Raw genomic sequence first — 21,277 nt, forward strand, 5'->3', positions numbered from 1 at the left:
CATGATACCTTTCCAAAAAATAAAACTACAAAACCAAACCGTTTTTCTGTTTGTACTTCTTATGCTATTTCATGGATGCGAAGCTCAAAATAAGAATAATGAAACGGACATAGAATCCATCCAGAAAAGCGCCGCCCTTGTTCCCGAAAAAATTTCCTATTCAGGCAATGTCGATTTCAGAATGGCAGCCAAAATAGCTACGCCTGGAGTTGTTCATATCAAGTGCAGTTTCAAACCACAAACCCTTCAATACGAGGGTGAAGATAAATTTTATAACATTCCGGACCCACTCAAAGATTTTTTTAGGGACGATCCTTTTTTCAGGGAATTTAGGTTTCAACTACCGCAGTCACCGCAATACAATTCCGAAACTGTGGTCGGGAGCGGATCTGGGGTAATTCTGACTCCTGACGGGTATATTATTACCAACAATCATGTGGTGAAAAATGCCGATGAAATAAATATCACTTTATTCGACGGACGATCCTATCCGGCAAAAGTTATCGGAAATGATCCTCAAACTGATCTTGCTCTCCTTAAAATCAAAGAAAGCAACCTTTCATTTATACGCTACGGTGACAGTGATACTATTGAAGTGGGAGAATGGGTTGTTGCAGTAGGAAATCCATTTAATCTGGCATCGACGGTAACGGCAGGAATTGTCAGTGCTAAAGCCCGAAACATCAACATTCTCAGCGATCAAGGCGCCATAGAATCCTTCATACAAACTGATGCAGCGGTAAATCCAGGGAACAGTGGCGGCGCATTAGTAACACTGGAAGGAAAACTCATTGGTATAAATACCGCAATAGCAACGCCAACAGGAGTCTATGCTGGATATGCGTTTGCAATTCCTGTAGATATTGTAAAAAAAGTAGCGGATGATCTAATGAATTTTGGCTCCGTTCGCAGGGGAATTTTAGGAATAAGCATTCGCGATCTGAACAGCACATTGGCGAAGGAAATAAAAATCAACCGTGCCAATGGCGTTTATATTGACAGCGTCACTGTAAATGGTGCAGCGAAAGAAGCAGGTGTAAAAGAGAAAGATGTCATCATCAGCATTGATAATATAGAAACCGCTTCGGCTTCAAAATTACAGGAAATCATCATGCGAAAACGTCCGGGTGAAAAAGTAAAAATCACACTCATCAGAAACGGTAATGAGAAAAAAGAACTGATTGCCACACTGAAAAAACAGGAAGCAACCCCAGAACTTACAAAAAGTAAAAATATAGAATTACTGAAAGATTTGGGAGTTGAGTTGAGTCCAATTACTAAGGAAGACCAAAAAATGTATAATGTAAAAAACGGACTCAAAATCACCAAACTATTTGATGGAAAAATAAAAAGATTCACCGGTATACGTAACGGATTCGTAATTACATCAGTCAATAACAGGGCAGTTTCATCAGTTCAATCCTTCATGGATGCCGTTGCAGCACAAGAACGCGGCATCATGCTCGAAGGAAAATATGCCGGCGATCCTACGTATTACTATTATGCTTTTGGATTATAAAACTATAAAAAATGGTACAATCAACGACAGAACCACAACCGATGGATGCCAAAAGAGGATTACTTTTTTTGTATCAAATGCTGCTCATAAGACGCTTTGAGGAAAAAGCAGCAGAGCAATATACGAAAGCGAAAATTCGTGGTTTTCTGCATTTGTACATTGGCGAAGAAGCGGTTGCTGTAGGCGTAATTCAGGCGCTGAGGGAAGATGATAATTTATTGTGTACGTATCGGGAACACGGTCATGCATTAGCTAGAGGTATTGATCCTGATAGTATCATGGCCGAAATGTATGGTAAAATGCAAGGCTGCTGCCGAGGTCGTGGAGGCTCGATGCATTTGTTCGATGTGGCAAACCGATTTTATGGTGGCAATGCGATTGTGTCCGGCCATCTTCCGCTTGCTGTTGGGATGGCTTTGGCAGCCAAAAAACAAAAGAAAACGAACCTTACGTGTTGCTTTTTTGGAGAAGGAGCAGCTGCCGAAGGTACCTTTCACGAAAGCCTAAATTTAGCGGCAATTTGGGAAGTTCCTGTTTTGTTTGTTTGTGAAAACAACTTGTATGCGATGGGAACTGCCATAAAATATTCGCATGCAGTAACAGAACTGGAAAAAAAAGGAGCTGCTTATGGGATTGAATCTGTTGCCGTAGATGGAATGGATTTGTTGGCTGTGATTGCTGCTGCAAATATTGCTACCGCGAAAGTAAGAAGCAGTGGAAAGCCATATTTATTAGTTTGCAATACGTATCGTTTTCGGGCGCACTCGATGTTTGATGCAGAATTATATCGGGATAAAAAAGAAGTCGAAGAATGGAAAAAAAGAGATCCTATTCCACAATTCGAACAGTTTCTTTTGCAAAAGCAATGGATAACAGATGAAGAAATTGCTGCTTTTGAAAGTAAAATTGAAAAAAAAATAGCTATCGCAGTCGATTTTGCGGAAGCAGGAACATGGGAGCCATTAAACCAACTAACAAAATTTGTTTACAGTGAAACGGGAAGTTAAAAATTTAGAATCATGGAAAATAAAATAATCTGTCAAAGTTGTGGCATGCCACTAGACACCGAAGCTGTGAAAGGAACGGAGAAAAACGGTTTAAAAAGCAATGAATATTGCAAATACTGTTATGAAAACGGCGCTTTTACGCATCCAAAAATGAATTTGGAAGAAATGAAAACTAACGTGAAAAATCAAATGAAAAAATTAGAGCTGCATGAATATGCAATTCAAAAAGCGGTAAACATACTACCAGCATTAAAACGTTGGAAAAGTAATTAACCCAGAAGTTAAAAGTAAAATCCAGAACGGAGTTCCTTTTGCGGAAGCCGGAATCTGGTCCTTATGAGCCCATTGACAAAATGGTGTACACGAAAAATAAATTAGAGACTACATAAAGAAAGAAAACTAACTATTTAAATCAACACACATGGAAAATACACATTTTTGTCAAAGTTGCGGAATGCCACTAACTACAGAAGACGCGAAAGGAACCGAAAATAACGGCCTAAAAACAAATGATTATTGCCGGTATTGTTATGAAGACAGTCACTTCAAAAACCCGGATATGAATTTGGAAGAAATGAAAGATGCAGTAAAAATGCATATGGAGAAAAAAAAGCTTCCTGCATATATGGTTCAAAAAGCGTTGAATATTTTACCCGCATTGAAACGTTGGAAAAACAAACAATTTGTTATTTAATCCCTAATCGATTGGCATCATGGACAACAGTATCAGCACAATAACCCTTACGTATCGCGAGGCTTTAAAACAAGGCCTTCGGGATGCATTGCAAAATGACGAAAAAGTCTTTTTGATGGGCGAAGATGTGGGCCGTTACGGAGGCGCTTTTGCGGTAAGCAAAGGATTATTGCAGGAGTTTGGTGCGGATCGCATTATGGATGTCCCACTATCTGAAGCAGGTTTTGTCGGAGCCGGAATCGGGGCGGCTATGGCGGGAATGAAACCCATTATTGAGGTAATGACCGTCAACTTCAGTTTGTTGGCCATGGACCAAATTGTGAATAATGCGGCGACTTTGTTGCACATGTCAGGCGGCCAAATCCATGTCCCAATGGTTATCCGGATGGGTTGCGGAATTGGCCGTCAACTGGCAGCGCAACATTCGCACAGTTGGGAACCGTTTTATGCACACATTCCGGGATTAATTGTTTTATCAGTTGGAACACATGAGGATGCACGAGGAATGTTACGTGCTGCTTTGCAAAGTCCGGATCCTGTCTTGTTATTTGAATACACGCTGATGCTTAATCTCGAAAAAGAAATTGCTGCAGATATAGGATTTATAGATATTTTAAAAGCCAAAGTGTTGCGCGAAGGATCTGCTATCACAATTATCACATATGGAACGGGCGTTTATAAAAGTCTGGAAGCTGCCACCGAATTAGCTTTGGTGGGAATCGATGCCGAAGTTATTGATGTGCGTGTGTTACGACCTTTGGATGAACGTACATTTCTGGAATCGGTTGCAAAAACGCATCGGGTTTTGATTGTTGAAGATGCATGGCGTTCGGTCAGTATCTCATCAGAAATTAGTGCACGAATTATGGAAAAGGCATTTTATGATTTGGATGCTCCAGTACAGCGATTGTGCGGTGTCGAAGTTCCCATTCCCTACCCTGCCCATCTGGAAGAAGCTGCGATTCCGCAGAAAAATGATATTGTAAATGCAGTAAAAAAAATGATCCGTCATGATTGAATTTCAAATGCCAAATTTAGGTGCTGATATGGAAGCCGGAACTCTCATCGAATGGAAGAAAAAACCAGGCGATACGGTACACCGTGGCGATATCATTGCCGAAGTAGAAACACAAAAAGGGCTGATCGAAATTGAGGTTTTTGATGAAGGAACAATCGGAGAATTATTGATACAGGAAGGAACCAAAGTCCCTGTGGGAACGGTAATGGCATTGATTCATCCCAGCGCAGCGGCATTGGAAACCAAAAAAGGAAAAGCATCATCAGAAAAGCCAATTGCCTTACAACCTATAGAAGAAAAAACAGCAGTGTTTTCAATAAAAGCTTCCCCACTGGCAAGGCGAATTGCTGCAGAAAATCATATTGATCTTTCGCAAATAAAAGGAACGGGGGAAGATGGCGTGATTACAAAAGATGATGTGGAACAAGCATTGGCAACTCAAAAAGAGCAACTTCCAAAAGTGGAAAAATTTCCTCCTGATGACGCAAAAACACTCGCACAAATTGAGGCGGTTCGTACAGCAATAGCGTCGGCAATGAGTAAATCGAAACGAGAAATTCCACATTATTACCTAGAGAAAAAAATAGATATAACAAAATCAATTGATTGGCTGATAGCCAAAAATAAGGAAAAATCAGTTCAAGAAAGATTACTTCCCGTTGTGCTGCTCATCAAAGCAACTGCAAAAGCGCTGACTGATTTTCCGGAATTGAATGCGGTTTGGCAAAACGGTTTACAGCTAAAAAAAGAAATTCATATTGGTTTTGTGGTTTCGCTGCGCAACGGAGGAATTATAGTTCCCGCGATTCACAATACAGATTTAAAAAATCTAGATGAAATCATGGCTTCTTTAAATGATATTATTCCCAGAGCTCGCGCCTTGAAACTACGCAGTTCAGAATTGAGTGACGCTACAATTACGGTAACTAACATTGGCGATGGTGGCGCCGATACCATTTTTGGGGTGATTTATCCGCCACAGGTTGCGATAATTGGTTTCGGAAATATTTCAGAACAACCCTTTGCGGAGAAAGGAATGTTAGGAATTCGAACTTCAATTTTCGCAACTTTGGCGGGGGATCATCGTGCCACCGATGGATTAACCGGTAGCCGCTTTCTATTAGCCTTGAACAACCATTTACAAAATCCTGAAGCGTTATGAATGAAGAAGAAATCAAAGAAATTGTTTTTCAATTGTTGAAAAAAATTGCACCTGATACGGAACCATCAACATTAAAACCGGATGAAAACATCAGAGAAACGCTCAATATTGATTCGTTTGATTCGCTGCAATTTATAGTTGCGCTGAACAAAAAAAGAGGAATCGAAATTCCGGAAGAAGATTATGGAAAAATAGCCACATTAAAGGCACTAACAGCTTACATTAAAAATAAAAAACCATAAAATGAAAGTATTAGTCTACAGCATCTTTGGCTTTGATAAGCCATTTATGGAAAAAGCGGCCCATGGAAATCATGAATTGGTTTTTACGGAGCAGCATTTGAATGAAAACACGGCGCATCTAGCCCAAGGATTTGATGCTGTCTCGCTTTTCACTTCAGATGTGGCTTCAGAAACAGTTTTGCAAAAACTCTATACCTGCGGTGTGAAATATATTGCGTTGCGTGCTGTACACTCCGATTTAATTGATGTTCCAAGAGCAAAATCCATGGCGATGAAGGTGGCGAATGTTCCGGTTTATTCTCCTTATTCGGTTGCTGAACATGCTGTTGGTTTGGTATTGGCACTGAACAGGAAACTGGTTTTAGGACAGCGATTAATGGACATTGGAGATTACCGAATGGATCATTTGGTTGGTTTTGATTTGCATGGGAAAACAGTGGGAATCATTGGAACCGGAAAAATAGGTGCTGCTTTTGCACGGATTATGCATGGCTTTGGTTGCAAAATTGTTGCGTTTGATAGCGAAGAAAACAAGAAACTGATGAATGAAATCCCAATTTCATATAAGACTCTGGAGGAAGTTTGTGCCGCTTCAGATGTATTGTCTGTAAATGCAGCTTGGAACGAATCATCCTATCCTTGGTTTGACAAAAATACCTTTTCATTATGCAAAAAAGGAATGATTTTCATTAATACTGCAGATGGAAAATTGGTAAATACCGAAGATTTAATAGAAGCAATAGATAACAAAATCCTTGCTGCTGTTGGTTTAGACGTATATGAAAAAGAAAATTCTATACTTTTTCAGGATCATACGGAAACTCCTATTTCAGACACCTTATTTTTGAAACTACGCTCCTATCACAATGTCATGATTACCGGACATCAAGGTTTTTTGACTAATGAAACGCTTGCAGGAATTGCCCATACTACGATTGCCAATTTAAATGCTTGGGCGTATAATGGCATTTCTGAAAATGAAATAAGTTGATAAAATATGCTGTTTGTTTTCAGGTTTAAATAGAATTCTCGAGATTATTTTTCAAAATAAACTACTAAAAAAACACCAAATGAAAGGCTCCTTTAAACTCGGAAAAATAGCAGATATAGGTATTTTTGTTCACTGGACATTCTCGTTACTGATTCTGTTTATCATTTTCATTAATTACCGATCAGGTCAAAGTGCGACTCAGATAGTATGGTCAGTTGTGTTTATTTTGAGTATTTTTATCACCGTTGTAATGCATGAATTGGGTCATGCTTTGGCAGCAAAAAGATACCATATAATTACCAAAGACATCACACTGTTACCTATTGGCGGTTTAGCCCGACTCGAAAAAATTCCTGAAAAACCCATCGAAGAGTTAATCGTGGCTATTGCAGGACCTTTGGTCAACATAACTTTAGCATTTATTACCGGAATTTTTATCACTATTCCTGATACTTCGGAACAACTAATGGCCGAATTAGAAACAGGCGTAAATGCCAATAATTTCTTTCTGAATTTCTTTTTAGTGAATTTTTGGCTGGCACTTTTTAATTTGATACCAGCGTTTCCAATGGATGGTGGCCGAATTTTACGTGCCTTGTTATCCTTCAGAATGCAGCGAAATATAGCTACCCGCATTTCGGCACGGATTGGTCAATTTCTTGCTTTGGGATTTATACTTTTTGGTTTTTTTACCTCCCCTATTTTAGTTTTTATTGGTATTTTTGTTATCATAGGTGCTCAGGTTGAAGCGGATTACACCGAATCGAAATTCATACTGAAAGGGTTTAAAGTCCATGACGTCGTGATGAAAGACTATCCAAAAATTGATGCCAATGAAACCGTAAAAACTGCCGTTGCATCAGTTTTAGACAGTCAAAATAAGAATTTCCTAATAACCGAAGCAGGAACTCCGGTGGGAACTCTGAACCGTGACCAAATCATAATGGCGCTTACAAATAAAGGAGAAGACGAATTTATTTATAATGTGATGGATCGGAATTTAATTTTTCTAGATGCAAATTCGCTTCTGGAAAATGTTTTTGAACTCATACAGCTCAATAAATCAAGGTTAATGCTTGTCATGGAAAACAATGAAGTTGCCGGAACTTTGGATATCGAAAATTTAATGGAGTTCATTTTGATTAATGAGGTTACTACAAATAAAGCACATGATAAAAAGTAACGATAGCTTTACTAATGCCAAAAACTTAGAGCTAGTGTACAGTGGCGAAGATTATTTTGCCCGTTTAGAAACTATCATCCGGGAAGCACAATCTCAAATACAGCTGCAAATGTATCTTTTTGAAAATGATGCAACGGGAAAAAGAATCGTCAACGCACTAAAAGAAGCTGCGCTCCGCAAAGTTGAAATTTATGTACTCTTAGATGGTTTGGGTTCTTTAACCTTTCCGGCAGAGCTAATCAAGGAACTGAAATATAGTGGTGTAAATATTCGTTTTTTTGCGCCTTTATTTTCATCTTACACCTTTTATCTTGGACGAAGATTGCATCGTAAAGTTATTGTCGCTGACGCAAAAGTTGCGCTGGTGGGCGGCATAAATATAGCGGACAAATACCACGGTTCTGCCACCCAGAAACCTTGGCTGGACTATGCGGTTCAATTAAACGGGGAAATTGCAAAACCGCTTCAACAGCTTTGCCACGATATTTATTTTAAGAAAAGACACTTTAAGAATAAACAAATAAAATCCGCATACCGAATCCAACAAGACACTTCCGTTCGCATCCTCCAGAATGACTGGTTGAAAGGGAAAAACGAAATATGTGACGGTTATATAAAATCCATACGGCATGCCAAAAAAGAAATCATCATCGTAGGCAGTTATTTTCTTCCCGGAATTCGAATCATTCGAGCCTTAAAAAAAGCGTCTAAAAATAAGGTAGTCATCAAATTGATTCTCTCCGGAAAATCAGATCTCCCGCTGACAAGACGGGCAACTTGCTTTTTGTATGGCAAACTGCTCAGTTATAACATTGAATTGTATGAATGGAACAAATCCATTTTACACGGAAAAGTAGCTGTAGTAGATGGCAATTGGTCCACAATTGGTTCTTTTAACCTGAATAATTTGAGTTCTTACGGAAGTCTGGAAATGAATGTCGAAATCCAATCAAAATCCTTTTCAGCACATTTTCATGCGCACCTAAACGAAATTATTTCGCAATGTCAACGCATCACTTTGGAATCATTGAAAACAAAAACCACTTTAATGACAAAATTGATAAACTTAGTTTCGTATGCTATCACAAGAATCGTAGAATTAGTAGTCACTTACACGCCTTATAAACGGTTCTATAATTGAAAAAGCAATACATTCATTCCTATTAAAACTTATCAAATTTATAAAGAAGCATTTTTTAAAAATAAAAACTAAAAAATTTAATATTTTATGCGGTTACTACATTTTTTTTTGTAAATTTATAAATGTAATTACCTAGTAAATAAGTAGTTATAAATATTGGATGTTGATTTTAATTTTTTAAAAATGGAACCATACCGAATTAAAACCCAAAAAAAAGAGGATTGGATCCAAAAGGATTTTGAAAGACAAATCCCTAAATTGGACTGTAAAAAAATATTTGTGCCTAATCAGGATGAACTGTTTTTTTAATTCATTTTTAAAAGAAATTTGTTAGCTTAGGCTAGCGACGGAGCCGTGAGTCACTGTTCTGTAATTGAATGTTCTTTCAAGCACCAGGTTTAAAAGATTCTCCGCAGAGCTCCGAACTTTTAAACCGGTATTCTTAATTGGGGTTAGGGACGCAAAAGTCCCTATCCCATTAATGACTTAACCCTATGGATTTTAACCATTACAAAGAAGCTTTTATTAAGGAATCGCGAAAAATGGGCTTTTCGCTACCTAATATTCAGCGTTGTCTGGATTATGCCGAAGTTTTATTTTCGCATCAAGTCCCGGTAATTTACAATCCTTCGCATTTATCAGCACTTGTGGGATATAAAAAAGAATACTTGAAAAAAGCATCGCTGTTTCCTAACTATTTTTATCGTGATTTTGAAGTCGCAAAAAAAAATGGCAGCAAACGACTGATTTCTGAACCACTGCCTAGTTTGAAAGAAATCCAAATCTGGATTCTCAGAAATATACTGTATAAAGTACCCATCAGTCCTTTTGCGAAAGCCTACAAACCAACCGTAACCCTGCTGGAAAACCTAAGATTTCATAAAAATCAACCCAAGATTTTCACGCTGGATTTAGAAAATTTCTTTCCTTCAATATCAGTTGAAGTTGTTGAAGCAGAATTTCTGGAATTGGGATATTCTAAAATAGTATCCAAATTACTTTCCAGATTATGCACCAGAAATGGAAATCTACCGCAAGGTGCGCCTACCAGCCCCTATCTTTCCAATCTGATTTTTAAACAGGCTGATGCCGAAATTGCTTCGTATTGCAAAGATTATAAAATTCGTTATACGCGATATGCGGACGATATGAGTTTTTCAGGAGATTTTGACCATGAGGAATTGCTAAAAAAAGTAACAGAAACGGTTGAAAAACTAAACCTGCACATCAATGCCAAAAAGACCAAACTGATGACGCCAAATATGCGGCAAACGGTTACTGGAGTTGTGGTGAATCAAAAACCGCAAGTAATTTTCCATAAACGCAATGAACTAAGACAAGCCTTATATTACATTCAGAAATTTGGTTTTGAAGAACATAAAATCTTCAAAAAAATTAATCAGAACAATTATTTGGAGCATTTGCTGGGGAAAATAAATTTTGTACTCCAAATCAATCCAAAAGACGCGGAATTTATAAAGTATAAAGCTGTGCTTTTCGATTTGAAACACAAACAAGATTTAATGGCGATAGAAAACGAATTATTTCCTATTTAAATTGTAAAAAATAATTTAGAACAAGCTCCATTTTGGGGCTTTTAATTTTCATAACTAACTGTTATAAAACAAGTTATTATTATTTTATGACCTAAAAATTGATTAAATTTGGTAAATACATTCATTGAGAATTATAATTCTGCTTATCGCAAAAAATTCCGTCTAAACTTCGTAATTACTTATTAGAGAATCTTTTTAAAATTAAATTAAATAAGCCATGAAAAACATCGCTACCATCATTACTACATTATTTTTATCCACTTTTCTGTTTTCACAAACAACATGGAAAGCTGATCCGATGCATTCTAAATTAACTTTTAGCACGGTACACAATGGAATTTCTGATATTACAGGATTGTTCAAAACATTTGAAATTAGAGCAATTACGACCAAAACTGATTTCAGTGATGCTGTTTTTGAACTTTCAACTGATGTTGCGTCCATCAATACCGAAGTGGAAATGCGAGATAAGCATTTACGAAGTGACGAATTTTTTGATGTAGAAAAATATCCTAAAATGACTTTCAAAAGTACGTCGATACAAAAAACAGAGAAAGATAAATACAAACTAACGGGTCAACTTACCCTGCACGGAATAACGAAACCGGTAATCATCACCATGTGGTATAGAGGAACTATTGAAAATCCTCAATCAAAAGCACCAACAGCTGGTTTTAAATTTAGTACTGTCATAAAACGTTCTGATTTTAATATAGGTCCAAAATTCCCTGAGCCAATGATTAGTGATGAAGTAAAAATTAAGGCTGACAGTGAATTTATAAAACAATAAGTATCGAAAAATCATTTTTTATATTTCCAGATACTACAAACCTAACCGAATAACCACAACATAAAAATAATCACAATGGCATTCATAGACTATTACAAAATTCTTGAAGTGGACAAAAAAGCGACAGAAGCCGAGATTAAAAAGGCGTATCGCAAACTTGCGCGTAAATATCATCCCGATTTAAATCCAAATGATAAAGAAGCCGAGAGAAAATTCAAGGAAATCAATGAAGCAAATGAAGTCTTGAGCCATGCGGAGAATCGTAAGAAATATGATGATTACGGCGAAAATTGGCAACATGCGGAAGAATTTGAAAAATCAAAACAGCAACGTCAATACCACGGAAATGGACAACAAGGAGGTTTTGGCGGTGGCGGATTCGGTGGTGGTGGGTTCAGTGGTGGAGGTGATTTTTCTGATTTTTTTGAATCGATGTTTGGTGGTCGAGCCTCTGGTGGCGGTGGCCGGAGAAGTGCGCAGTTCAAAGGACAGGATTTTAATGCTGAACTGCATCTGGAACTTAAAGATGTCTACACGACTCACAAACGCACATTGACTATCAATGGCAAAAACATTCGTATTACCATTCCAGCCGGAGTCGAAAACGGCCAACAAATAAAAATCAGCGGTATGGGTGGCGAAGGCTCCGGTGGCGGTCCCAAAGGCGATTTATACATCACGTTCACGGTCGAAAATCACACGAAATTTAAACTAGATAAGCACAACCTTTACGCAACAGTGGACTTGGATTTGTATACTGCGTTATTGGGCGGCGAGATTACCGCAGACACTTTTGACGGGAAAGTAAAACTGACCGTAAAACCTGGAACCCAGAATGGAACTAAAGTCAAATTGAAAGGAAAAGGATTTCCAGTGTATAAAAAAGAAGGAGAATTTGGTGATTTGTACCTAACTTATCAAATACAAATCCCCACCAATCTTTCTGAAAAAGAAAAAGAACTATTCACGGAACTCGCTACACTAAGAAAATCATGAACATGGAAAATCTGATCCCGATACCTGAATTGTGCATTCATTATACTGTGGAAATGTCTTTTTTTACTAAACTCAGCGAAATGGGTTTGCTCGAAATAAAAACGATTGAATCCAAGCAATATATTGATTCAGATGCAATTTATGAAATCGAAAAAATGATTCGCATGCATCAGGAATTAGACGTAAACATAGCAGGAATTGATGTCGTGTTTAATTTGTTACAAAAGATTGATGGATTGCAAAATGAATTGACCGCACTCAAAAACAGATTGCGTTTGTACGAAAGTTAACAACAGCCCCAATTGAATCTGCCCTTAAAAAGTTATGGTTTACAATCTTTAGAAAAGAGAACGTTTCACTGCTTTTTAGTAATGCTATTATTTCTGGAACCTAAAAAATTTCAAAATTGATACTTTATGACATTGCTAACGTATAAATTTTATAGCTATGAAAACAATACTTGTACCCACAGACTTCTCCATTGCGGCAGATTCCGCCATTCATTACGCTATCAAGATGGCTTTATTTTGGGATGCTTCATTGATTTTGTACCACAGTTTTATTCCATTCGAAAGTGGTTTTTATCTGCTTTCATTGAGTGAGCAAGAAAATATGGAAGCCCATAAAAAATTAACGGACAGACTTACAACAATAAAGAATTCCATTGTAAATAAAAACCCAAATCTTTCTGTTTCGATTCACGTAGATCAGGGTCCGGAAGGCATTAAGATTATTGATTTTTGCAAAAAAAGTAAATCAGACTTGATTGTGATGGGTACCAAAGGCGCCAGTGGTTTGAAAGAAAAACTCATAGGAAGTTTTACCGCCGAAGTTATGACTAATGCGCCTTGTCCGGTCTTAGCTATTCCAAAAAAGTATAAATTCAAAGTCCCTGAAAAAATTACTTACGCCACTAATTATAATAAAAAAGACAAAAAGGTACTGCAATCGCTATTAGAGTTTAATAGGCTTTTCAATGCTAAAATCACAATTTTACACATCGATTGGGGAATCACTTTTTTTACAGCGGATGAAGATTATGAACACTATAAAAAAACAATCCAAAATCATTTTAAAGATTTTGAATTCACTTTTAATCATACTGTTGGAAAGGATGTTTCGAAAACTATTTTGGAGGAAACCTTACTGGACAAGACGGATATAATAGTAATGAATCCATTGAAAAGAAAAGGAATCTGGAATCGTATTTTTTACAGAAGTGTAACCAAAAAAATAGCGTATCACATTCCTGTTCCTTTATTAAGCATCCCAACCAAATAATATCTTTTCACTCCCCAAACTGCTCAATAGTTATAGCTAACGAGTAGAAATAATTTAATAAAAGTACCTACTAAAAAAATTTTATTCCTTCTGATTTATAATAATTAATCAGGAAAACCAAAGACACTAACGAAGTAATTGTTTTATATGAATACTTTATATCTGGATAGTATTGGGTTTCTAATTGCAACAGCGATAATCGTAACAACTGGTTCCAGACTTTCCAAATATGGAGATTTATTGGCTGATATGCTGGGCTGGGGAAAAATGTTTATGGGTCTTATCCTGATGGCATCTGTAACTTCTATGCCTGAACTAATGAACGGAATAAGCGCAGTTGTTATTCTAGATGCTCCTGACCTTGCCGTTGGCGATGTTGTGGGAAGTTGCGCTTTCAACATCCTTATTATTTCCATTATGGATTTTTTTTACGATCATAAAAAACCATTAACATCCGTTGCACAACCGGGCCATATAATTGCGGCCTCTTTTGGAATCATACTGTTATGCTTAGTTGCTTTTGCTATTTTGATGCCTAATTTTTTTGGAACTATTCTTTGGATTGGAGAATTCAGTATTCTATTTCTGATATTTTACCTCGTAGCCATTCGTGTTATTTTCCTTTATGACAAAAAAGAAAATAATCATCGGGAAGCACAAAAAGATACTTACACTTTAACCTTAAAACAAGTGGTTCTACGTTATGCTTTGAACGCAATCATTTTGATGGGTGCTGCTATGCTATTGCCTTATTTTGGCGAACACCTTGCAGAAGCCAGCGGATTGGGACAAAGTTTCTTTGGTACATTATTCATTGCGGCTTCCACATCACTTCCGGAAGTAGTTGTATCTATTGCCGCCATCCGCATGGGAACTATCGACTTGGCGATTGGTAATATTTTTGGAAGTAATATTTTTAACATTGCCATTCTTGCGCTTGACGATATACTGTATACCAAAGGACCTATTTTTCAATTTACAAGTCCCAATCATATTATTCCCGTCCTTGGCACCATTATTATTACAGCAATAGGAATTATCGGAATTGTTTTTAAAGAAGAAAAAAAATGGAAACTCGCCATTGATACTGCATTAATTGCTGTCGTTTATGTACTCATGATGGGGCTTTTATATTACAAAAAATAAAAAAATAAAGCGATGAACTGGCATTTACTCCCACTTTCCGAAATTACCCAGTTGTTGCAAACAACTCCAAACGGTATTGATGAAATTACGGTATCAGAACGTATGTGCGAACATGGGAAAAATGAAATTGAAGACACGAAAAAGAAAAGTATTTTACAAATGATCCTTTCTCAGTTATCTGATTTCATGATTCTGATTCTGATCGCGGCCGCAATAATTTCGGGAATAATAGGCGATGTAACGGACACGATTATTATTCTTGCCATCATTATTATCAATGCCATTGTGGGATTCATTCAGGAATATCGAGCCGAAAAAGCGATGGAAGCATTGAAAAATATGGTTGCAAACCATGCGCGCATTATGCGCGAAGGAAAAATGATTGACATTCCGGCTTCGGATCTGGTTCCGGGCGATGTTGTAGTACTCGAAGCAGGCAATGTTATTCCTGCAGATATTCGTTTTTTTGAAACCCATCAAATAAAAGTGGACGAATCAGCGCTTACCGGGGAATCCAACAATGTAGAAAAAAATACAGAGGAACTTCCAGAAGGAAATTATGCTCTAGGCGACCAAACCAATATGGGCTACAAAGGCACTTCGATTACAAACGGAAGAGCACTTGGTTATGTTGTGGCCACAGGAATGCATACTGAACTGGGACATATCGCTAAAATGATACAAACGGATGAAACTACAACACCGCTGCAAAAAAGATTAGCTGCTTTTGGCAAACGTTTGTCTGCTGTTATTCTAATCATCTGCACTGTCATATTCTTTATCGGATGGTTGCGGGGAGAATCTGTAATGACGATGTTGATTACTTCCATTTCCCTTGCTGTTGCTGCAATTCCTGAGGCTTTACCAGCATTAGTGACTATCGCTTTGGCTTTTGGTGCCAAGAAATTAGCCAAAAATAATGCGCTTATTCGCAAATTACCCGCTGTGGAAACGCTGGGGTCCGTAACCTATATCTGTTCTGATAAAACAGGAACTCTCACGCTGAATAAAATGACCGTACAGGAAATTTTTGAAACTTCAGATACAAAATACAATGCCGCTTTTGAAGAAAAAAACCGACTGCTTCACGCCATAGCTTTAAATAACGATGTCTCGAAAGGCGAAAACGGAAAATGGCTGGGCGATTCAACTGAAGTCGCATTAGTGCAATACGCTTTCGATAAAAATTTAAACCGTGCAGATTTAGAAGTTGCATTTCCACGAATAGCAGAATTGCCTTTTGATTCCAAAAGAAAATGCATGACAACCCTGCATCAAACTAAAAATGCTGATAATGAAGTGATCGCCATTACAAAAGGAGCGGTCGATGTGCTATTTCATAAACTGAGTGCCGAGCAGCAATCACATATTCCCGAATTGGAACGCAAAGTAAACGAAATGGCAGAAAAAGGCTATCGGGTTTTAGGATATGCCATGAAAACGCTCTCTTCTTTACCAGAAAATTTAGATTCAGAAACAATTGAAACAGAACTAACGCTTATTGGTTTTGTTGGGATGATTGATCCGCCACGCGAGGAAGCAAAACAAGCGGTTTCGGAATGCAAAGAAGCGGGTATTATTCCCGTGATGATTACCGGCGATCATAAACTCACCGCAAAAGCCATTGCCGAAAAACTAGGAATAATTTCTTCCGAGGAAGATATGGTGCTGACGGGTTCTAAATTATCCGCATTAACACAAACAGAATTTGTAAAAATTGTGGAGAAAGTTCGCGTGTATGCCCGTGTCAATCCCGAACAGAAATTAAGAATCATTAATGCGCTGCAGTCTAAAAATCATTTTGTGGCAATGACTGGCGACGGTGTGAATGATGCGCCAGCACTAAAAAACGCTGATATTGGAATCGCTATGGGAATCAACGGCACCGAAGTTTCTAAAGAAGCGTCGCACCTGATTTTACTGGATGATAATTTTGCCACAATTGTAGTTGCAGTCAAACATGGCAGAAAAATATTCGATAATATCCTGAAATTCATCAAATACATCATGACCGGAAATTCAGGCGAAATCTGGGCGATATTTTTGGCGCCATTTTTTGGTTTACCCATTCCGTTATTGGCCATTCATATTCTTTGGATCAATCTAGTGACAGATGGTTTACCAGGATTAGCCTTGGCCTCCGAGCCATCAGAAATAAATATTATGAAACGCCCGCCTAGAAATCCAATTGAAAGTATTTTTTCAAATGGTATGGCGGTTCACATATTGTGGGTGGGGTTTTTAATGGGTGTCGTCACAATAGGAATGCAGGCTTATGCCATACATGTGGCAAACTCACATTGGCAAACTATGGCATTTACGGTACTTTGCTTCAGTCAATTGGGACATGTAATGGTGATCCGTTCCGGACAGGATTCAATTTTTAAAATTGGTTTTTTCTCCAATAAATCTATGATTGGCGCTTTATTAATAACAGTTTCGCTACAACTTATGATTGTTTACACGCCTTTTTTTAATGAAATTTTCAAAACACAACCACTTACTTTATATGAGTTGCTGCTAACCTTAGCTGTGTCAAGTATTGTTTTTTGGGCGGTAGAAATCGAGAAGTGGATTAAAAACAGAAAAAGATAAGACTAGCGGAAATATAAAAAATAAATATACGATTTACCGTATATCAATAATTAACAATGTCATCTTCCTAAAGCTCAGATTGATTCACCTTTCTTTTTTATCAAAAATTACTTCTACACATCCCATTTTACAATCCTAATTATTCGCCCGAATAAAAATAACGATTACAAAAATGCTGTTATTTTTTAAAATTGATATTTTCTCGATAAAACCGTCAATATAATAGGCAAACAACACTTTTTGCAGTGCTGATAATCAGATAAATAACTATATATTTGAGTAGCTGTTTTCTGTTAAAAACTAATTCATTTGCTTATGGATACATTTTCAAAAATAAGGGAATTATTCAAAGCTTTTTTACTCGAAATTGGCGAACTCTCCTACTTTGCTGGACGTTTTTTTCAAGAAACTTTCAAACGTCCAATGGAGTTTAAAGAGTTTTTGCGACAATGCTTTAATATGGGAAATCGTTCCTTGCTTCTGGTTGCGGTTACGGGATTTATTATTGGATTGGTATTCACCCTGCAGTCGCGTCCCACACTGCAGGAGTTTGGCGCTGTTTCCTGGATGCCATCAATGGTTAGTATTTCACTGATTCGAGAAATTGGTCCTATCATAACGGCATTGATTTGTGCGGGACGCATTGGTTCTGGTATTGGCGCTGAATTAGGTTCGATGCGGGTTACGGAACAAATTGATGCCATGGAAGTTTCCGGTACTAATCCGTTCAAATATTTAGTAGTGACCCGAGTTTTGGCTACCACTTTTATGTTACCCGTTTTAGTTTTTTTTGGCGATGCTATTGCAATTTTTGGTTCTTTTCTGGTCGAAAATATAAAAGGAAATGTCTCTTTTTTATTGTATTACAACAAGGTTTTCGATGCCTTGGAATTTGGTGATTTGATACCTGCAACCATCAAAACGTTCTTTTTTGGTTTTGCCATTGGATTAGTAGGTTGTTTCAAAGGATATTATTGCAAAAAAGGAACAGCAGGTGTAGGTTTAGCAGCTAATTCTGCGGTGGTTTTCACCTCGATGTTGCTGTTTATTATTGATTTTATTGCTGTTTTTGTTACTGATATATTTTATGATTTATGACGATTATGAGTATCCCGAAACCCAATCAAAACCGAATTATAGAAATCAAAGACTTGCGAAAAAGTTATGGTGACAATCATGTTTTGGATGGTTTTAATATGGTGCTGAATGAAGGGGAAAATCTGGTGATTATGGGGAAATCCGGTTCCGGTAAATCAGTGATGATCAAATGCTTGATTGGACTAGAGCAGCCGGACAGTGGTTCTATCATTGTGATGGGCAAAGATATTACCCAACTTAATCGCGAAGAACTAGACGATTTACGGACAGAAGTTGGATTCCTTTTTCAGGGAAGCGCGCTCTATGATTCGATGACCGTCAGGGAAAATCTGGAATTTCCGCTGCGTCGTCACAAAAAAAAGTTTGGAGTCATTAAAGATACCACGCCATTAGTGATGGAAGCTTTGGAAAACGTAGGACTGGCTCAAACCATCAATTTAATGCCGGAAGAACTATCGGGTGGAATGAAACGCCGAATAGCTTTGGCCAGAACATTGATTTTGCAACCCAAAATAATTTTATATGACGAGCCTACAACAGGATTAGATCCCATTACTGCAAAAGAAATTTTGCTCTTGATGATGACTATCCAACAAAAATACAACACCTCGGCAATAATTATCACGCACGATGTGGATTGTGCGAGGGTGATTTCGAACCGAATGATTTTATTGGTTGACGGCATCAATTATATCGAAGGCACTTTTGAGGAATTATCCGTTTCAACTGATCCAAAAGTGCAAGCTTTCTTTAAATAAGAATAAAAAATGGAAAAAACGGCATCACAAAAATTGCGTCTAGGACTTTTTGTAATAATCGGGTTAACGCTGTTTATACTCGCGGTGTATTTCATTGGCGATAAGCAACAAATGTTTGGAAAAACCAATCAGTTATCAGCAGTTTTTAATAATGTGAGCGGCCTGCAACTGGGAAACAATGTACGCTATTCCGGTATAAATGTGGGAACGGTTAGCAGCATTACAATGATTAATGACACGGCAATAAAAGTCGATATGCTGATTGACAAAACCATTTTTCCGCATATCAGGAAAAATGCCATTGCCACAATAGGTTCTGATGGTTTGGTAGGCAATATGATTATTAATATTATTCCCGGTAAGGAAAAAGCAACCTCAATATCGCCCGGAGATGAGATTCGTACATTAAGTCGAATTCGCACCGATGATATGCTGAATACCCTTGGCAAAACCAATAAAAATGCGGCACTACTGACATCCGATTTACTTAAAATCACGAATGAAATTAATCAGGGAACTGGAACCGTGGGCTTGCTAATTAAGGATTCTAACTTGGCAAATGATTTGAAACAAACCGTTCACTATTTGAAAATTACAGGGCAAGGAAGTTCACAATCAATCACGAAAATCAACCAACTCCTTTCATCATTAGAAAATAAAGACAATGTAATCGGTGTTTTAAAAGATACGGCTGTTGCCAATAATCTTAGAAAAATAGTACTGAATTTAAAGCAAACCAGTACACAAATAGATAACGTTGTCAACAATCTCGATACTACAATTGTAAATATAAAAAACGGTAAAGGAGCAGTAAATTATCTTTCTAATGACCCCGAATTAGTTCGAAAAATAGATTCAACGATGACAAATGTTAACGAGGCAAGTTTGCGTTTGAATGAAAATCTAGAAGCTTTGAAACATAATTTTTTACTACGGGGATATTTTAGAAAACAAGAAAAAGCAAAATTGAAACAAGAAAAGAAAGCGGAAGAACAAAAATAGTTTTTTGGATATTAATTTGATTTTAGAACTACATAAAAGACGATTACAACATGGTTACAATAGAAAAATTAGGAATAATTCTAAGTCCTACCGACCATCCGTTTGAAAATAATGGCGTGTTCAATCCCGGAATTTATCAGGAAGGAAATACCATTCATGTTTTATACCGAGCGGTAGAACATGGCAATTATTCTACGATAGGTTACGCCAAGTTAGATGGTCCCATGAAAGTAACAGAACGCCATGAAAAACCATTAATTATTAGAGATTTTGATTATGAAAAACACGGTGTGGAAGATGCGCGTATTGTAAAAATTGAGGATACCTATTACATTACCTATACCGCTTATGACGGAGTCAATGCGATGGGAGCGCTTGCCACTTCAAAGGATCTAATTCATTTTGAAAAGCACGGTGTCATAACTCCACATGTTAATTATCAAGAATATGAAAATTTTGTAAACTACTGTGACAGTAATAAACTGAATCCAAAATACCATCAATATTACAATCTTTTTGCGCAAATAGGATTGGTTGCCGATGAGTTCAGATTGCTTCGGGATAAAGATGTGGTGTTGTTTCCAAGGAAAATAAACGGAAAGTTTATGCTGTTGCATCGGATTTGGCCGGGAATTCAGATTGCCGAATTTACCGATTTCAAGAATTTAACAGAGTCATTTTGGAAAGAATATCTCATTAATTTGGTGGATCATATTGTACTGGATCCCAAAGATATATATGAAGTCAATTACATTGGCGCTGGCGGTCCGCCTATAGAGACCGAAGACGGCTGGTTGATTATTTACCATGGAGTACAAGAAACAATTAAAGGGAAAATATATCATGCTAAAGCCGCATTATTACAATTAGATAATCCGAAAATTGAGATTGCCAGATTGCCATTTCCGTTATTTTCACCAACAAAACAATGGGAAATTGAGGGAGAAGTGAGCAATATTGTTTTTCCAACGGGACATGCTTTATTTGGGAATGACCTTTACATTTATTACGGTGTGGCTGATAAACACATTGCAGTTGCAAAATTAGAACTAAGCGAATTACTTCTCGAATTGAGAAAACAACCTTAAAAAATAACGC

General features: G+C 37.4%; 21 protein-coding genes. All 21 read left to right on the top strand.

What is annotated here, in order from left to right; all coding sequences use genetic code 11:
* The first annotated feature begins 1 nt into the window (after window position 1).
* The 21 genes from IWX80_RS00360 (at window position 2) to IWX80_RS00460 (ending at window position 21,267) form a co-directional block, all read left to right on the top strand.
* A complete protein-coding gene (locus IWX80_RS00360; RefSeq protein ID WP_196851691.1) occupies window positions 2–1,519 on the top strand; it encodes a Do family serine endopeptidase in 1,518 nt (505 codons plus the stop codon).
* Between the two features lie 11 nt (window positions 1,520–1,530).
* Complete coding sequence (gene pdhA / locus IWX80_RS00365) at window positions 1,531–2,526, top strand: pyruvate dehydrogenase (acetyl-transferring) E1 component subunit alpha (protein WP_196851692.1); 996 nt, start codon at window positions 1,531–1,533, stop codon at window positions 2,524–2,526.
* A 12-nt stretch (window positions 2,527–2,538) separates the two neighbouring features.
* Entirely contained in the window at window positions 2,539–2,799 is a 261-nt protein-coding gene (locus tag IWX80_RS00370; RefSeq protein WP_196851693.1) for a zinc ribbon domain-containing protein, read from the top strand.
* Between the two features lie 148 nt (window positions 2,800–2,947).
* The gene (locus tag IWX80_RS00375; protein ID WP_196851694.1) at window positions 2,948–3,220 is read left to right on the top strand and encodes a zinc ribbon domain-containing protein; all 273 of its coding nucleotides are present in this window, start codon (window positions 2,948–2,950) and stop codon (window positions 3,218–3,220) included.
* A 19-nt stretch (window positions 3,221–3,239) separates the two neighbouring features.
* Window positions 3,240–4,238: an alpha-ketoacid dehydrogenase subunit beta gene (locus IWX80_RS00380; RefSeq protein WP_196851695.1), complete on the top strand. Its 999-nt coding sequence runs from the start codon at window positions 3,240–3,242 to the stop codon at window positions 4,236–4,238.
* Window positions 4,231–5,400, top strand: a complete 1,170-nt coding sequence (locus IWX80_RS00385; protein ID WP_196851696.1) for a dihydrolipoamide acetyltransferase family protein — start codon at window positions 4,231–4,233, stop codon at window positions 5,398–5,400. Before IWX80_RS00380 ends, IWX80_RS00385 begins: the two co-directional genes overlap by 8 nt.
* Window positions 5,397–5,642 (top strand): acyl carrier protein, encoded by a 246-nt coding sequence (locus tag IWX80_RS00390; RefSeq protein ID WP_196851697.1) that lies wholly within the window; start codon window positions 5,397–5,399, stop codon window positions 5,640–5,642. The genes IWX80_RS00385 and IWX80_RS00390 overlap by 4 nt, the downstream gene beginning before the upstream one ends.
* A 1-nt stretch (window position 5,643) precedes the next feature.
* A complete protein-coding gene (locus IWX80_RS00395) occupies window positions 5,644–6,633 on the top strand; it encodes an NAD(P)-dependent oxidoreductase (RefSeq protein WP_196851698.1) in 990 nt (329 codons plus the stop codon).
* A gap of 79 nt (window positions 6,634–6,712) precedes the next feature.
* Window positions 6,713–7,816, top strand: coding sequence for a site-2 protease family protein (locus IWX80_RS00400; RefSeq protein WP_196851699.1), 1,104 nt, complete (start codon window positions 6,713–6,715; stop codon window positions 7,814–7,816).
* Window positions 7,803–8,957 carry a phospholipase D-like domain-containing protein gene (locus IWX80_RS00405; RefSeq protein ID WP_196851700.1) on the top strand — a complete coding sequence of 385 codons (1,155 nt, stop codon included), beginning with the start codon at window positions 7,803–7,805 and terminating at the stop codon, window positions 8,955–8,957. The genes IWX80_RS00400 and IWX80_RS00405 overlap by 14 nt, the downstream gene beginning before the upstream one ends.
* A 494-nt stretch (window positions 8,958–9,451) precedes the next feature.
* Complete coding sequence (locus IWX80_RS00410) at window positions 9,452–10,513, top strand: reverse transcriptase domain-containing protein (protein ID WP_196851701.1); 1,062 nt, start codon at window positions 9,452–9,454, stop codon at window positions 10,511–10,513.
* 217 nt (window positions 10,514–10,730) lie between these two features.
* Complete coding sequence (locus IWX80_RS00415; RefSeq protein WP_196851702.1) at window positions 10,731–11,303, top strand: YceI family protein; 573 nt, start codon at window positions 10,731–10,733, stop codon at window positions 11,301–11,303.
* A 75-nt stretch (window positions 11,304–11,378) separates the two neighbouring features.
* On the top strand, window positions 11,379–12,299 hold the full coding sequence (locus IWX80_RS00420; RefSeq protein WP_196851703.1) for a DnaJ C-terminal domain-containing protein: 921 nt from the start codon (window positions 11,379–11,381) through the stop codon (window positions 12,297–12,299).
* 2 nt (window positions 12,300–12,301) lie between these two features.
* A complete protein-coding gene (locus IWX80_RS00425; protein ID WP_334682171.1) occupies window positions 12,302–12,589 on the top strand; it encodes a chaperone modulator CbpM in 288 nt (95 codons plus the stop codon).
* A gap of 157 nt (window positions 12,590–12,746) precedes the next feature.
* A complete protein-coding gene (locus tag IWX80_RS00430; RefSeq protein WP_196851705.1) occupies window positions 12,747–13,580 on the top strand; it encodes a universal stress protein in 834 nt (277 codons plus the stop codon).
* A 147-nt stretch (window positions 13,581–13,727) separates the two neighbouring features.
* Window positions 13,728–14,726: a sodium:calcium antiporter gene (locus tag IWX80_RS00435; RefSeq protein WP_196851706.1), complete on the top strand. Its 999-nt coding sequence runs from the start codon at window positions 13,728–13,730 to the stop codon at window positions 14,724–14,726.
* Between the two features lie 12 nt (window positions 14,727–14,738).
* Window positions 14,739–17,321, top strand: a complete 2,583-nt coding sequence (locus IWX80_RS00440; protein WP_196851707.1) for a cation-translocating P-type ATPase — start codon at window positions 14,739–14,741, stop codon at window positions 17,319–17,321.
* A 315-nt stretch (window positions 17,322–17,636) separates the two neighbouring features.
* The gene (locus IWX80_RS00445) at window positions 17,637–18,419 is read left to right on the top strand and encodes an MlaE family ABC transporter permease (RefSeq protein ID WP_113633317.1); all 783 of its coding nucleotides are present in this window, start codon (window positions 17,637–17,639) and stop codon (window positions 18,417–18,419) included.
* Window positions 18,420–18,424: 5 nt separating this feature from the next.
* The gene (locus tag IWX80_RS00450; protein ID WP_121364987.1) at window positions 18,425–19,177 is read left to right on the top strand and encodes an ABC transporter ATP-binding protein; all 753 of its coding nucleotides are present in this window, start codon (window positions 18,425–18,427) and stop codon (window positions 19,175–19,177) included.
* 9 nt (window positions 19,178–19,186) lie between these two features.
* On the top strand, window positions 19,187–20,179 hold the full coding sequence (locus IWX80_RS00455) for an MlaD family protein (protein ID WP_196851708.1): 993 nt from the start codon (window positions 19,187–19,189) through the stop codon (window positions 20,177–20,179).
* 50 nt (window positions 20,180–20,229) lie between these two features.
* A complete protein-coding gene (locus IWX80_RS00460; protein WP_196851709.1) occupies window positions 20,230–21,267 on the top strand; it encodes a pesticidal protein Cry7Aa in 1,038 nt (345 codons plus the stop codon).
* The last annotated feature ends 10 nt before the right edge of the window (window positions 21,268–21,277 follow it).

The organism is Flavobacterium sp. CAN_S2, from assembly GCF_015752255.1.
In the GTDB taxonomy this organism is placed as follows: Bacteria; Bacteroidota; Bacteroidia; order Flavobacteriales; family Flavobacteriaceae; genus Flavobacterium.

Bases quoted from the DNA above. Each gene is read 5' to 3' on its own strand.
- IWX80_RS00360 (WP_196851691.1), top strand. From the start codon at position 2: ATGATACCTTTCCAAAAAATAAAACTACAAAACCAAACCGTTTTTCTG.
- pdhA (WP_196851692.1), top strand. From the start codon at position 1,531: ATGGTACAATCAACGACAGAACCACAACCGATGGATGCCAAAAGAGGA.
- IWX80_RS00370 (WP_196851693.1), top strand. From the start codon at position 2,539: ATGGAAAATAAAATAATCTGTCAAAGTTGTGGCATGCCACTAGACACC.
- IWX80_RS00375 (WP_196851694.1), top strand. From the start codon at position 2,948: ATGGAAAATACACATTTTTGTCAAAGTTGCGGAATGCCACTAACTACA.
- IWX80_RS00380 (WP_196851695.1), top strand. From the start codon at position 3,240: ATGGACAACAGTATCAGCACAATAACCCTTACGTATCGCGAGGCTTTA.
- IWX80_RS00385 (WP_196851696.1), top strand. From the start codon at position 4,231: ATGATTGAATTTCAAATGCCAAATTTAGGTGCTGATATGGAAGCCGGA.
- IWX80_RS00390 (WP_196851697.1), top strand. From the start codon at position 5,397: ATGAATGAAGAAGAAATCAAAGAAATTGTTTTTCAATTGTTGAAAAAA.
- IWX80_RS00395 (WP_196851698.1), top strand. From the start codon at position 5,644: ATGAAAGTATTAGTCTACAGCATCTTTGGCTTTGATAAGCCATTTATG.
- IWX80_RS00400 (WP_196851699.1), top strand. From the start codon at position 6,713: ATGAAAGGCTCCTTTAAACTCGGAAAAATAGCAGATATAGGTATTTTT.
- IWX80_RS00405 (WP_196851700.1), top strand. From the start codon at position 7,803: ATGATAAAAAGTAACGATAGCTTTACTAATGCCAAAAACTTAGAGCTA.
- IWX80_RS00410 (WP_196851701.1), top strand. From the start codon at position 9,452: ATGGATTTTAACCATTACAAAGAAGCTTTTATTAAGGAATCGCGAAAA.
- IWX80_RS00415 (WP_196851702.1), top strand. From the start codon at position 10,731: ATGAAAAACATCGCTACCATCATTACTACATTATTTTTATCCACTTTT.
- IWX80_RS00420 (WP_196851703.1), top strand. From the start codon at position 11,379: ATGGCATTCATAGACTATTACAAAATTCTTGAAGTGGACAAAAAAGCG.
- IWX80_RS00425 (WP_334682171.1), top strand. From the start codon at position 12,302: ATGGAAAATCTGATCCCGATACCTGAATTGTGCATTCATTATACTGTG.
- IWX80_RS00430 (WP_196851705.1), top strand. From the start codon at position 12,747: ATGAAAACAATACTTGTACCCACAGACTTCTCCATTGCGGCAGATTCC.
- IWX80_RS00435 (WP_196851706.1), top strand. From the start codon at position 13,728: ATGAATACTTTATATCTGGATAGTATTGGGTTTCTAATTGCAACAGCG.
- IWX80_RS00440 (WP_196851707.1), top strand. From the start codon at position 14,739: ATGAACTGGCATTTACTCCCACTTTCCGAAATTACCCAGTTGTTGCAA.
- IWX80_RS00445 (WP_113633317.1), top strand. From the start codon at position 17,637: ATGGATACATTTTCAAAAATAAGGGAATTATTCAAAGCTTTTTTACTC.
- IWX80_RS00450 (WP_121364987.1), top strand. From the start codon at position 18,425: ATGAGTATCCCGAAACCCAATCAAAACCGAATTATAGAAATCAAAGAC.
- IWX80_RS00455 (WP_196851708.1), top strand. From the start codon at position 19,187: ATGGAAAAAACGGCATCACAAAAATTGCGTCTAGGACTTTTTGTAATA.
- IWX80_RS00460 (WP_196851709.1), top strand. From the start codon at position 20,230: ATGGTTACAATAGAAAAATTAGGAATAATTCTAAGTCCTACCGACCAT.